Below are 14,268 nucleotides of genomic sequence, written 5' to 3'. Positions count from 1 at the left end.
GGTGCATTCATTCACCTAAATCATATTGTTGTGAACTCATCACATCCTTTAATGTTAGACCTACCTTACTATCAGCGGTTAAGTTATAATATTTTTGCATTATTTTTGATATAGCAGAATATATTAATTCATATATATGTGTCCTATTACTGTTAAGTATAGTTGAAACGTAACTCCATGGCTTACCTTGAATAACTTTAGAGATTAGCACTAATTCCTCATCTTGAGTCAAACTCCAATCTCTTCTTCCATCCCAGAAATACTTTAACGTTAACATATGTATTCCATCAGCGGAAGATTCATATGGACTTACACCTTGAAGGAATGAGATGATTTTGTCTAATAATATTGGATTTACATCGACGATTCTGTGAGCGACTTTACTCCCCTTTAATATTAACCTAACTACTTCAGGGTTCATATTAAAGTACACATCATGTAAGGTGTTAAGAAGCTTCTCTTTTAACATATATACGGATATTTTTACAATTTGTTTCGCGATGTCACTTATAGGTCTAATGACAACAACTGGGTAATCACCTAATTTCTCATTTTTCTTCGGCGATATATGAACTGGAACAAAATCATTCTTTATCCAGAAATTTAAGACTTTTGGATCTGACATAAAAGACGAACCTACCCAATCTAATCCTTTATCCTTAGCCTCTTCATATATCATCTTTAAGAGCTCGCTACCAAATCCCTTATCCTGAAGTTCTGAAACAACTGCAATTCTAACAATCCTCCATCCTCGTAGTCTAGCAAAATCCTTAATTCTGACGTGCTTTATAATTCTATCAGGTATCAGATCACCGTCAAACGTACCTCCTTTCAAAGCAATATCTACCATATTATCAGAAAGTTCACCCTCTTCTGCTATTTGACAAGCTGCAACATATGAGTTCTCTCCTATCCGTAAAGCTTTTATCTTATGATGAACACCATCCAACATTATCATTAAGTCATCTGGATTATTTTTGTAGTGAGCCGTTACCATTATTCCGTAAATCGCTCTCAATTTGGCATCGTCATTAGCCAATTCGGATTTATCCACATCTTCATAAATCATTGTATCATTAAGATATTGTGGTTCCGAAGGTTCTGCATCGAGTAATAATGCATCATAAAGCCACTTTTCGATTGGATCCCCATTTGCATATCTTAAAGGCTGCTCCATATTTATCCATTTTACCCTAATCCTTTTACTTTCAATTAATCTTCTTAAATATCTAAGAAAAGCTTTGTTAGAACCTTCATATCCATGAACTGTAGTTACTAGGGCTACTTTTTTCCACGCTCTTAACGCTAGATCTATGTAATTGATGCCTAAGGCTGCTGCCTCATCTATGATTAAAAGCTCACCTTCGTCTTCAACAGCTGCATCCGGCGGAACGTACTCTACTCTGAAATAATCACCTTTTATATTCTTTATATGTCCGGTATCACTAATCTTCACTGAAAACTCTTCACCTAAACTTTCTAAACCTAATTTGGCAAAGGCCATTACTTGAGATGCACTTGCTATCGATGGTGCAGTAACTATTATTCTAATACTTTTACCTTTTCTTTCCCTAAGTTTTTCTATTAGCCCAACTATAGATAACCCAGTAGCAGCACTTTTTCCTCGGCCTCTAGCAGCTGTTAAGACTAAAGCTCTTTGCCCTCCACTTAATAAATAAGTGAAATTTTCTATAACTCTATTTTGGTCCTCACTTAGTGATAATTCATGAATTTCTCTTGGCATTACGGGATTTCTTGGTATTTTCTTCTCTGATTTTGGCATTATGTTGCCGGAAAATGGCCTAGAAACGTAACCATTAGCGTCAACGATAAATATCCCTTCATGCTCATACAATTTTCTTTTGAATCTCTTCTCATATTCGTCTAAAACTAAACCATTCCTTACTATTGAAGTTCTAAAAACTTTGTCTTTGGTTAGATTGCTTGTATAAATTACTATTAAACCTCCACCTCTAGCAAGATCAACAAGTCTACCTATGTTAATTGGCTGAAAATTGTCTACAGTATCCAATATTACCAAATCATAAGTATTACCTAAGTAATATTCAGCATTAGCGTAGTCGATGTCGTCAAATTTCGAGAAATATTCTTTTATAACCTTCATTCTCTCTTTAGAGCCACTTGCCCAAGGTACGAAACCATAAGCTACTGAAGGATCTGGTTTAAATTTAAGAAATAGATTTATAATTTCCTTAACATAATCTAGATAATCATCTCTTTCTATGTAAACTAAGTTTCTATAATATTTAGCATTCCCGTCTTCTAGTGCCTTTCTTATTTGATCATAAAACTGCTCTTTATTAACCATTGCTTACAATTTGTACTTCTTCTTTAAAGCTTCTTCTATGTCTATACCTTTTAGGTTAGCTATTGATACTGTCCAAGCTATAACGTCCGCTAATTCCTCTTCAATAGAATCTAAATTATCAGATAGAAGAGCCTCAGCTAATTCTCCTACCTCTTCTACTAACCACGTAAATGTAGCATAAACTCCTCTTTGTGAGTCCTTCTCAAAATACATGTCCTTCATTTTGGATTGTAGATCCTTAAGTTCCAAGTCCAATTTCCCTCCGCATCACTCTTATCTCGTCATCAGAAAAAGTTATTCTTAATTTATTCTCCTCATTAAAGTTCTCATCGACAAAATATATGTTAATCGATTTCGTTTGGGAAACATTTTCAACAAATTTAGTGTCTACCGAATATTCGACAGTTAATGGATTTGAAGGATCATCCATGACTATATGCCTAAAGATTACTTCTCTACCTTCCTTATCTATTTCAAATAATACCTCAACATCGGTATTTTTAGGATAGTCACTTGTCATGCATATTACTGAATTGTTACAGCACGTAAGACATACGCCCTCACTTAGATTATTCCTAACTTCTGGTGGTAGTTCCATAACGGTAATGGATATTTTTATGTTTGTCAAACTATTAAATAATTATGCCATCCGCAGTAGGTAGAAAAGTCGTCGCAACACAAAACTATATAGCAAGTTATATAGGAGCTAGAGTTTTAGAAGATGGAGGAAACGCATTTGATGCCGCTATAGCAATAAGCGCTACCTTATCAGTAGTGATACCACATACCAGTGGTCTCGGTGGTGATGGATTTCTTTTAGCCAAGACACCAGAGGGTATAATAGCATATAATGCATCTGGATGGGCTCCTAAGGAATTGAAAGTAGAGAAAATAGATAGCGATAGAAGTCCACTAACTGTAGTCGTTCCAGGATTAGTAGATCTATGGGAATTCATTTATCAAAATTACGCCTCAAAATCATTAAACGAATTACTTAATCCTGCAATTTCATTAGCAACCAATGGCTTTATGGTGGGAAGAGGGTTACACCACGCAATAATAAGTTCGTTCAAATTATCAGATGATTGGAATAGAGTTTATGGGAATAAAAGATTTGGCGATGAAATAAAGCTCAAGGGAATTGGTAGAGTTTTGAAGGAGATTGCAAAAGATCCTAGAAGTTTTTATGATGGGAAAATCGCTGAAGAACTAACTGAAGGATTAAGAGATAGAGGAGTACCAATAAGTTATGAGGACTTTAGTGAATTTCATGGCGAAGTCATTAATCCAGTAAAAATGAAATATAAAGATTTCACACTGTATGAATTACCGCCAAATAGCCAAGGAATAACTACATTGGAATTACTAAAAATGATTGAGCTAACTGAGATAAACAAATTACCTTTCAATGACGTAAGGAGAATAAATGATCATGTGCGATTGAGTGCACTAGCTTATAGCGATAGAAATAAATATATTGCTGATCCAAAATTTGTAAACGTCCCAATAGAGATGTTATTATCGGAGAAATATATTGCAAATAAAATAGCTGAGTATGGATTCGAGGTAAAAGTAAACGTCACTGGAGATACAACATTCTTTGTAGTTTCTGATGGTGAGAATGAGATTGGATTTATACAGAGCCTATTTTACCCCTTCGGCTCTGGGATAGTGGTGAACGACATACCATTTAATAACAGAGGAGCGGGATTTTCTGAGGGAAATAACAAACCAGAACCTAGGAAGAGACCCTTACATACGCTATCTATATTAATGGCTGAGAAAGAGGATGAGAGGGTTATAATTGGTTGTGCAGGTGGAGATCTAAGGCCACAAATTCACGCTGAAGTATTTGAATATTATGCGGATTATAATATGGAAATTGATGAAGCCGTTCAAGCACCTCGATTCATGTACTTAGGAAATAAGGTCGTAGCTGAAAAGAGACTCGGCATCCCTGCGACACAGACAGACTATTACTCACCAGAGGTAGGAATAGTACAAGCCCTAAAGTATAAGAAGGGAAAATATATTGGAGTTGCTGACATTAGAAGTGAAGGTATAGTACTACCAGTTACATAATATAATATTATACAAGTTATTTATCACTAAAGCTACTCCCTACAGATAAGACTCTTTGATTCCATCAGAATATCCAGTAATAATTTGAAAGTTGTTTTTAAATATTATTCTTATTATTACTTTTCTTTAGTGTAGATACTATTAACATTATTATTGAGTTAATATCTCTATTTAAAGTGCATCAAGGGGTTAATTTCCCTTGATTTAAAAGGCAAAGCTTCATATACATAACTCACTGCTACATCTCCTATCTTAAGAATCTCACGCTCCCTTGTAAATATTACTAAGGCTTATATTTATGATTAGAAAAGGTTTTTGATATTATTCATCTTTTCACATTAGAGTCTCTACACAGTATTTATTTATAAAATATAATTCTATTCGGATACATCATTTGTCGTTGAATGCTCTAAATAAACGTTCATTATTGTTAGTTCTATAGCAAATCTATATGATAACTGTAGAAATCAAATATGTCACTTTTCCTAAGTATATTTCGACATTTTCTAGAAAAATCAAGCGAAATAGAGTAATGAGATAATATAGAACTCAATCCTCTTATGGAGGACTTTTTGTATATCACAGTAAATATGATATATTATATTATTGAAATTTCTTAATAGTTCTACCAATTTAGCACACTACTGTTACATCCTGCATATTTAAAGGCTAAAAGCAGAGCACCTTGTTCTGGGTCATGTTCTGCAATTATACCTTTTATATTATTACTGTCTAGATAACCCCTGAAGAAGTTGAAATACATTGGAGAATTAAACATCCCGCCTTTAAGATATATCTTGTCAACTCCTATTTTAACTGCAAGTTGAACAGAATAACTAGCGAGCTCATAAGCAGCACTTTTCAATATATTTAAGGCTATCTCATCTCCCTCATTAGCAGCCTCATCTACTATTTTAGCTAATGATGCAATATCTTTAACTTTATGTCCCTCATGATAAGCCCACTTGATGAGATCGTCAATATCATTTATATTTAAACTTCTCATTATCTTCTCTGCAATTACTGTTTTATTCATTCTTCCATCTAACATCTTTCCAAAAGCTCTTAATGCTTCTCTTCCTATCCAATAAGCTGAACCTTCGTCGGCTATTAACCATCCTAGACCACCAAATCGAACTCTCCTACTCCCATCGTAACCAACTATAACACTCCCAGTACCAGCTATGACTATAACACCGGGTTTTCCTCTAGTTTCAGCATAAAGCGCGACAAAACCATCATGATCGATATAGACGTTCTTAGCAATAGACCTCAGCGCTTCTGACATTACGTTATAATCATATTTAGAATCTATTCCTGCCAATCCTATATAAGCAACGTCAGGTTTCATACCTTTTGTTGCTAATAAGATAGCTTTATTAACGTTTTTTACAGCCTCTTCAACACCGATGTTGTGAAAATTTGCTGGCCCAGCTAGACCTTTTCCTAAAAAAGACCCACTACAAGTATAGGCTATAGCACTTGTTTTACTTCCTCCACCATCTACTCCAACAAGTATCATCAAATATATTTTGTTGTCAAAGAAATTTAAATGAATAGTTTAATGCGTCTAGATAACTTTTAGGATCTCCCACATTTAGCCATTTCTCATCTTCATTCATCTCTAACGCATAAACCTCTTTACCTTCTAGTAACAAATTATGAATTCCATAGGTTAATTCTATCTCTTTACCTTCTTCAACATTGATTTGCTTCAGCGCATTAAATATACTGGGCTTAAAAATGTAAACTGCTGCTATTGCTAAATTAGATTTTGGGTGTAATGGTTTTTCTTCTGCGTCAATTACCTTATATAATTTATGACCATCATATACACCTTTATCTTCGATAGTTACTACCCCATATCTACTAGGATTTTCCACTCTTCTAACGAAAAGTACACCATCTGGATTTATTTCGTCAAATAGCATTTTAAGTGACTCATATCCTTTAGTTAAAACGCCATCGTCTGCATGAACGAAAAATGGCTCATTAGATGAGAAGTCCTCCGCTCTCAATACAGCGTCACCAAATCCCTTAGGCATATCTTGGAATACAAAGGTTGGTGTTCTATCGAATAAGTATTGCATTAATAGCATCCCATTCCTTCCTACTACGATACAAAATTTTTCAATACCTACCTTGCTCAATGAATCCATTATTAAGTCTATAACTGGTCTAGTTACCTTACTGCCATTTTCAGTGACAAATAAAGGAAGTAACGCCTTTGGTAATACACTCGTTATATGTTTCATTCTGCTACCTTTTCCAGCAGATGTGATTACAGCCTTTTTAAGCATCAGTTGATATTAAAACTTTCACATTATATAAACTCATTGCAGACCTATTCTTCTTGCTCATTTTCCTCTTCTATCATACTTAACGTCTCAGCTGTTAGAAAACCTATTATAATGAATGACATAAAGATATATACTTCTATAGGAGACGCAGAAGATATAGAATTTACTAGCTCAAATACGCTAAATATTACAGCAGCAATTCCAATGATGATTTGGAACAATCTCTTTCTGAACTTCTTTATTGAAATTTTTATTAATGAGAAATTAGCTGCTACATGTACAAATAGACTTGAAAACAACGCTATAGTTCCTAAGACTCCAAATGCAACAAATGGATTATTTATGAAGTACAGACCAAAAAGTGAAGTCACAAAGTATAATATGACTGACAATATCACTGCGTTAGTAGGACCTTTGTAACTTTCAAATTTGCTGAAAACTTTAGGTAAGAGATTAGTATAAGACATTGCGAAGATTGTCCTAGATGTTGCTATTATAAAGCCTAAACTACCTAAGATACCATCATTTATAGCTGCAAATAAAACAAATATAAACGTGATAAGACCAAACCTATTTTCTATTAGATGCAAAATATCAGCTCTACTTGCAGAAATCTTATAGAATAGTAAATGATCACCTATTGCGTAAATATCGAATGCAGCTAGCAATCCTCCTAGTAAAATAACTGTTATAATGGCTCTGCTAATTGTCTTTTTAGCGTCTTTAGCTTCACCAGAAACTGGCGTTATTGCTCCATACCCAGTGGGTATACTGGAACCGAATAGGATGGCATATGCTAAAGTTCCTAGGCTTACATGAAAGGATGATGGATTATACAAGTGATATCCAGTAGAACTTAAAAACACTATTGCAAGAATAGTCATAATACTTATTTCTAACAAGCTTGTTAAAATAGCGTATTTTGTACTAATCTTTATACCCATTATAGCAAACAAGGACGCAACCGATAATAGACCTAGCCCTACTATCCATGGATTTACACCCAAAACGTGATAGATTATGTACGTAGTTCCAAAAATGTACGCAACACCATACGTAGTTGAATACAATACATAGAGCCATCCAGTCTCGAAACCTAAACGCTTAGTTAAAGAATAGAATGCGTATGTATAATAACCACCTGCTTTGGTAAATCTTTTTGAAAGCTCATAAACTACAAATCCATTTAATAGGACTAATAAAGTACCTAAAATAATAGCTATTGGAGCTAAGAAACCGGCAATAATAAACGCTTCTACGCCATATGTTAGAATGCTCAGAAAGGGCGCTTGGGAACCCATTGAAAGAAAAACGATATCAATAAAGCCTAAGTGTCTTTTTGGTTCTTGACTCTGTTGAGCTTTACTGAGTGACGAAGTACTCATCCGAAAATCAATTTTCTGTGACTATTATTTAAACTCTTTCCCTTACACTGTTAAAAAATTACCTTAGAATATTTATCTTTTGGACTAGTTTAAATAGTGACACAACTACGTATACATCAACTACTGGCATAAAATCCGTTACGTAAAAACTAAATAGAGTGTGATTCCCTAGGAGGTATACGACTACAAATCCTATCCACATAGTCCAGGCCCACATTGTAGTGGTTATCAGCTTACTATCTCTGAAAATAAATGCGAGCGGAGTCGTGATTATCCATAGTATTAACACATAAGGATTAGTATCGGCATATAAGTTGTAACCAAGGTAGAAAGAATGAATATTAAAAAACCAATCCCACGGGGTTGAAATTTGAGAAGTTGCTGTTAGCGTGATATGACCATTAGTAATGTCCCATGTCGCGCTATGGATCACAGTAGCGTCTAGCCATGCTTTAACTCCACCATAATAAGCTATCAACGGGGTAGAGAACAGAACGTAAATTAAAACTGGTAATCCAATACCATAGATTGCCCTTTTCTTGACACTATTTGAGATTTCCCCTAAGTAGTAAAGAAACGGAAATATTAAAACATAAGCTGATTCCTTTGACAGCATAGCTAGTGCTAACGCTATACTAGCCCATAATGGTTTCTCGTTTAATAGAAAATAAAGAGATAGTAGACTAAAGAAGGATACGTAAATTTCAAGAAGTGCTATCCCGTGAAGAGTCCACACATTAGGATCTAATGCAATGAGAAGAGCAGAAAGTATTCCGGCAAGGTTGCCTAAAATTCCATTCCCTACTAACTTTTTACCAAGAAAATAACCTATTATAAGCATCAAATCTCCTAGAATCCAACTTGCCAATCTCCAGGCTATTGAATAGTATCCCATAAAATAGATGAAAACTGCCATTATGTATTTAGCTAAAGGAGGATGCTCTGGGTTAATATATGTTTGAATATTCTGCTCATTGGGATACCCTATACTTGTCATTGGTGGAGGAGTTATATGAAAAACCAATTTTAACATATTATAGGCAGCAGTAGGGTACCATACCTCATCTCCTATATAGGCATTAATGGATGAGAACGTAATTACTGTTTCATAAGTATATACTAAAATAAGCACGACCAAGGCCAAATAAAAGAAAAAGTTTATCCATTTTAATTGCATAGACTAGCCTTTACTTTAAAATTTTTAAAGCTTCTCCAATATCTACATTTTCATGAACAACCTTCGATATTGCTTTGGCTAACTTGTCTGGTTCATCTGCTTGCCATAAATTTCTACCCACAGTTACACCCTTAGCTCCAGCCTCTAAAGCGTCTCGCAACATCTTTAAGAATTCCTCCGTTGTGTTAGTTTTTGGGCCTCCCCTAATTAGGATTGGGCTAAACGCTACGTTAACGACTTGTCTAAATGATTCCTTATTTCCCGTGTAGTCAACCTTTAGGATATCAGCTCCTATTTCAGACGCTAATCTACTCACATACTTTACGAGGTCTAGTTCTTTTACTGAATCTGGATTATCTTTTGTAACATATAATGGTTCTACGATAAACGGTATCCCATAATCATTTGCTTCTTTCCTTAAGGAAGCTAAGGCACTCAAATTATACCCCTCAACTGTATCGCTACCATAGCCAACTACTAGATACGTCACTACAGCATCTGCCCCAATATTAATTGCGTCCTTTACTGTGTAAATATTCGCATAATAACCTTCATTATAGACTTTGTATTTTTGTCTCCAGACATTCGCAGTATCTAATCTAGCAATTAGCATAGGCGAACCTCTTGAGAAAAAATTCTCCTTAACAAGTTTAACCATTGCCGGAGTCATTTGCAAGGCATCTGGACCATTTTTAGCAATTTTTGCAACGACTTCAATAGGATTTTCTATTCCCTTTAATGGCCCCATAACCAATCCGTGATCCAATGCTACAACAAAAGCTCTACCTTTTTCGAATAATTTGGCCATTCGAATTTCTGAACCAAGCATATAGAGTAGATTAAACTCTTTGCTTAAATTCTCTTATAATCGCTATTACTAACCTTCTACCGTATGGGTTAAAAGCGTAATTATATAGAGTGAAGAACGAAATTACAATTATAGCATATACCCCCATTGCAAGAAAACTTACTGGCCTATAGACCATTGATATAGGCAGACTAAGTGCGCCTAAAGATAGTGGTATTAGAAATTCTCTTAATGGGAAACTGAAATTATAAATTCCTTTACATGTTTTATAGGAAGTAAACAGCATCGAGAACGAATTAACTACTATCCCAACACTCATGAAAGCTGCTAATAAATAAGGAGAGTAAGAGGAAAAGAAGTAAATCAGTGCAGTTGAAATTCCTAGACCTAGTAATGAGTAAAGTAAATTGGAAGTAGTCAGCTTAAACAAGTGACCTTTGAATTCATTCTTAGATTCTACTGATAAAGTAGGATCAGCCATTGTTATACTTTGATAGAAGATACTATACAAACCTCTTATGAAATTTGAAAAAGTAAGAATATAGAGAGAGAAAATAGCCCCAGTATATTCAGGTCTTAGTTTGTATAAAAGTCCATAACCATCTATGTAAATAAGAATTAAAAATAAACTCCCCACTATTGAGTATAGTCTAATTGAATCACTAATTATAGATGGGTTCTTGTCTTCAGCTAGCTTAGCCATTAGGCCAGTATATATTGCTTGTGACCAAATCTGGATATTACTAACTATAATGGCAGATTCAAAATATGCTACTACTAAATCTGATTTTACGATAGCTAGAGTAATCCATACCATTGATGCTTCTAGAATATATTGAATATAATTCGCTATATATACCACCGCTTTTCTAACAGCCGAAAAAGCTACCATAAAGTCAATCTTCAGATTAGCTCTTATGAAGAATAAATTAAATAAAATCTGAGCGAGATAACCTATACTATAGGCTAAGATTACTGCCAAGATGGAGAGATTAAATATGAACATGAATATAATTCCCGTAATTAATCTCAAAATTTGAAAGATTAATGCGGAAATTCCAATTATCTTAGGCGTTCTCCCTTGAGCTATCGAATTCGTTACAGTCAGCAAATAGGTTAGAACGATTAGCGATATCGCAGAATAGAAATAGATAGGGACATCAAGCTTGGTTAAGGAAATATAGTATGGGACCAAAATAGCGAAAACCAAACCTGAAATAATTCCAGCGATCAAATTAATTATTACTATCCCACCCACATTCTTTTTTTCTGCAGAATATCTTGACGTTATTAATGAGAATAGATTTGCGGGTATTGTAAAATAGCCTATTGTGAGAACATACAAGGTTTGCCAAGTCGCAAAATAAATAATACCATAAGGGGGATTTGACAAGTATCTTGCAACTAACAACGTGAAGATAAATGATATAGGCGCCCCTAAAGCCCTAGTTAGTAAGTTAATAATACCTATTCTTGTAACTCTCACACTCTCTTTTTTATCCACATGTTTACGTATCAAAAATAAAGTATTTATAGTCTATCGAATCAAAAAGATTCGACGAAAAATCTTAAATCAATTTCACAAAATTGTTAGCCTTCTAAAATATCATCTATTGCAAGCGCAATATCTCTTATAGATATTATTCCCCTTAAGTTTCCATCATGATCAATAACTGGTAAATGTCTAATATTATATGTTCTCATAAGACTTAATGCACCAGTTATCGGTGAATCTTCCTTGATAGTTATAAGGGAGGCAGTCATAATCTCTTCTGCCTTTACATCTAAACCTTTACCTTTTCCGATTGCCCTAACTACATCACGCTCTGTTATTATACCAATAGGTTTCCCATTATCTACCACAATTACTGAGCCTACGTTATTATCAGCCATTATTTTAGTCACTTCTTTAAGCTCAGTGTTTCTACTTACTGTTATCACATTGGTTTTCATATATTCTCTTACGAATTCTTCTTTCATATTTACTATTATTGAGAAAAAAGATAATATAAGTTTGGGTTATGTTTCCTTGCTAATATCATTGCTGGCTATAATGAAAAATAATATAAACTTCCCGCAAGAGAATAGCATATGAATTGGGAAGTAGCAAAATTAAGACTAAATATGGCACTAGCAACTTTGGGAATTGTTTTACTAGGATTTGCATTAGCATTAGCAGTTGCCGATTACGTGTTCGGAGCACAATTTGGAGTTGGGTTAATATTATCCATCTTAGTGTTTATATTCTTCCTTAACATTATTCAATGGTTATTCGGACCATACATGATAAACTGGGCATATAGAACGGTAGAGGTAACCCCTACTGATCCTGTTTATGGATGGTTATACAGTACAGTAGCCGAAGTTGCCAAATATAATGGATTTAAAGAAGTCCCAAAAGTGTATATTGCTGATGTACCATTTCCTAACGCTTTTGCATATGGAAGTCCAATAGCTGGTAAAAGAATAGCATTTACGTTACCAATATTAAAATTACTAAACAGAGAGGAAATAATGGCAGTAGCAGGTCATGAGCTAGGACATCTAAAACATAGAGATGTAGAATTACTAATGGCAGTAGGTCTGATTCCAGCTCTAATTTATTACTTAGGTTGGTGGTTATTCTGGGGAGGGTTATTTAGCGGTGGAGGAGGTAATGGAAGAGGAAATAATGGAGGGTTGCTTTTCTTAATAGGGATTGCTATGATGGTAGTAAGCTTCATTTTCCAATTACTTGTACTATCTCTAAATAGAATGAGAGAAGCATATGCAGATGTTAATTCAGCCTTAACGGTACCAGGTGGAAAAGAAAACTTACAGTTAGCCTTAGCTAAATTAACACTATCAATGGATCCTGGTGCATTAGAGAAATTTAAGAAAAAGAGTACTACCAATCAAATGACAAGTATGCTATTCTTCACAAATGCCGTTGAAGAAGTTCCAACATGGAATGCTAGAGAACTAGTGGAGATTTGGAAGACTACTAAAGTTCCATGGTATGCAGATATATTTATGGATCACCCACATCCTGCAAAAAGAATACAATTACTTGAAAAAGTTTCAAAATACTAATCACTCGAACTCAATAGTCGCAGGTGGCTTAGAAGTAACATCGTAAAGTACTTCTTTCACATTAGGTATTTTTTGTAATATTTCAGAACTAATTTTATCTAGAACTTCTTTAGGTATTCTAGCATAGTCAGCAGTCATGAAGTCTTCCGTAATAACTGCCCTTATTGCAACACTGTATTTCCCATTACCCTTTTCATCTAAGGAGCATAATACATGAGTAATATCATACTTAACTAGGTTATCGACAAAGTCTTTTACAACATTAATATCATTACACTTAATTTTTGCTATGCTACCATAAGCTCTAACATCACCCTTAACTCCAGTAGCCTTCGCCTTATATAAAAATGCCTTAATACCGTCCAAATTTACAAAACTACCATCAGATTCAAAGGAAACCGCAAAGTATTGTGAATAGTTAAAAGGATCTAAATGTCTTTCAACTATATCAGTAGCCTCTTTCACAACTTCTAACTTTTCCCTGGTTAATTTACCGATTGCTCTTACTAGGAGGCCAGGGCCAGGAAATGGTTGCCTCTCTGAGATTTCTTTAGGTAATTTAAGATATCTAGCTAATTCTCTAACCTCATTCTTATAAAGGTCTGCCAATGGTTCAATTAGTGTAAAGCCCCACTCCTTCTCTGTGTCTATACCTATTTGAACTAGAACATTGTGTTGTGTCTTTATTCCGCCTTGCGTTTCTACCCAATCAGCTGCTATCGTTCCTTGCATTAAATACTTTGCATTGAACTTTTTCATTAATGATGAAATGGTTGAATAGAATAGTTCTCTAAATTTCTTCCTTTTCGCTTCAGCTTCTTCTATTCCCTCTATCTCAGAAATAAATGTTTCCCTCTTATCTACTATAATAAGGTTAGGTAGAACATTACTTAAATAAACTTTAATTTTTTCAGCTTCATTTTTCCTTAAAAATCCAGTATCTATCAATACTGGAATCACATTGCTGCCCAACAAATTATAAGCTAAAACTGCTGCCGTAGTACTATCTACACCACCACTCACTGCAGCTAAGACTTTCTCATTACCAATCTTCTGTTTCAGCTGAGGTCCTATTTCCTCAACAAACGAAGCAGGATCAAACATTTAGGTATGAC

General features: G+C 34.6%; 13 protein-coding genes. 2 read left to right on the top strand and 11 right to left on the bottom strand.

Features of this window, described 5'->3' with window-relative positions; translation table 11 throughout:
• Window positions 1-7: 7 nt before the first annotated feature.
• From GFS03_RS11695 to GFS03_RS11685, 3 genes are read right to left on the bottom strand one after another with little or no spacing between them, the layout of a single operon-like run.
• Entirely contained in the window at window positions 8-2,329 is a 2,322-nt protein-coding gene (locus GFS03_RS11695; protein WP_153424247.1) for a tRNA(Met) cytidine acetyltransferase TmcA, read from the bottom strand.
• Window positions 2,330-2,332: 3 nt separating this feature from the next.
• Window positions 2,333-2,578, bottom strand: a complete 246-nt coding sequence (locus tag GFS03_RS11690) for a MazG nucleotide pyrophosphohydrolase domain-containing protein (RefSeq protein WP_153424246.1) — start codon at window positions 2,576-2,578, stop codon at window positions 2,333-2,335.
• Window positions 2,568-2,927, bottom strand: a complete 360-nt coding sequence (locus GFS03_RS11685) for a hypothetical protein (protein ID WP_153424245.1) — start codon at window positions 2,925-2,927, stop codon at window positions 2,568-2,570. Before GFS03_RS11685 ends, GFS03_RS11690 begins: the two co-directional genes overlap by 11 nt.
• Before the next feature lie 44 nt (window positions 2,928-2,971).
• Between GFS03_RS11685 and GFS03_RS11680 the strand changes: the two genes are divergently transcribed.
• Window positions 2,972-4,411 carry a gamma-glutamyltransferase family protein gene (locus tag GFS03_RS11680; protein WP_153424244.1) on the top strand — a complete coding sequence of 480 codons (1,440 nt, stop codon included), beginning with the start codon at window positions 2,972-2,974 and terminating at the stop codon, window positions 4,409-4,411.
• A 625-nt stretch (window positions 4,412-5,036) separates the two neighbouring features.
• Here GFS03_RS11680 and GFS03_RS11675 read toward each other — a convergent pair.
• The 7 genes from GFS03_RS11675 to GFS03_RS11645 form a co-directional block, all read right to left on the bottom strand.
• Window positions 5,037-5,933: an N-acetylglucosamine kinase gene (locus GFS03_RS11675; RefSeq protein WP_153424243.1), complete on the bottom strand. Its 897-nt coding sequence runs from the start codon at window positions 5,931-5,933 to the stop codon at window positions 5,037-5,039.
• A 16-nt stretch (window positions 5,934-5,949) separates the two neighbouring features.
• Window positions 5,950-6,711 carry a nucleotidyltransferase family protein gene (locus GFS03_RS11670; protein WP_153424242.1) on the bottom strand — a complete coding sequence of 254 codons (762 nt, stop codon included), beginning with the start codon at window positions 6,709-6,711 and terminating at the stop codon, window positions 5,950-5,952.
• Window positions 6,712-6,755: 44 nt separating this feature from the next.
• Window positions 6,756-8,096 (bottom strand): APC family permease, encoded by a 1,341-nt coding sequence (locus GFS03_RS11665; RefSeq protein WP_153424241.1) that lies wholly within the window; start codon window positions 8,094-8,096, stop codon window positions 6,756-6,758.
• 58 nt (window positions 8,097-8,154) lie between these two features.
• Window positions 8,155-9,273: a glycosyltransferase family 39 protein gene (locus tag GFS03_RS11660; protein WP_153424240.1), complete on the bottom strand. Its 1,119-nt coding sequence runs from the start codon at window positions 9,271-9,273 to the stop codon at window positions 8,155-8,157.
• Window positions 9,274-9,283: 10 nt separating this feature from the next.
• Window positions 9,284-10,102, bottom strand: a complete 819-nt coding sequence (locus GFS03_RS11655; RefSeq protein WP_153424239.1) for a class I fructose-bisphosphate aldolase — start codon at window positions 10,100-10,102, stop codon at window positions 9,284-9,286.
• Between the two features lie 10 nt (window positions 10,103-10,112).
• Window positions 10,113-11,585, bottom strand: coding sequence for an oligosaccharide flippase family protein (locus tag GFS03_RS11650; protein WP_153424238.1), 1,473 nt, complete (start codon window positions 11,583-11,585; stop codon window positions 10,113-10,115).
• An 86-nt stretch (window positions 11,586-11,671) separates the two neighbouring features.
• Complete coding sequence (locus GFS03_RS11645; protein ID WP_153424237.1) at window positions 11,672-12,061, bottom strand: CBS domain-containing protein; 390 nt, start codon at window positions 12,059-12,061, stop codon at window positions 11,672-11,674.
• Window positions 12,062-12,172: 111 nt separating this feature from the next.
• Here GFS03_RS11645 and htpX point away from each other — a divergent pair, with 111 nt between their 5' ends.
• Complete coding sequence (htpX, locus tag GFS03_RS11640) at window positions 12,173-13,153, top strand: zinc metalloprotease HtpX (RefSeq protein ID WP_153424236.1); 981 nt, start codon at window positions 12,173-12,175, stop codon at window positions 13,151-13,153.
• Here the strand turns inward: htpX and GFS03_RS11635 are convergent, their stop codons facing one another.
• Window positions 13,154-14,257: an ATP-binding protein gene (locus tag GFS03_RS11635; RefSeq protein ID WP_153424235.1), complete on the bottom strand. Its 1,104-nt coding sequence runs from the start codon at window positions 14,255-14,257 to the stop codon at window positions 13,154-13,156. It abuts the gene before it with no gap.
• Window positions 14,258-14,268 lie beyond the last annotated feature (11 nt).

Origin of the sequence: Sulfolobus sp. E5-1-F (assembly GCF_009601705.1) — an archaeon.
Classification (GTDB): domain Archaea; phylum Thermoproteota; class Thermoprotei_A; order Sulfolobales; family Sulfolobaceae; genus Saccharolobus.
Note: the sequence above shows the minus strand (reverse complement) of the source record. Positions and strands in the feature narration are given on the sequence as shown.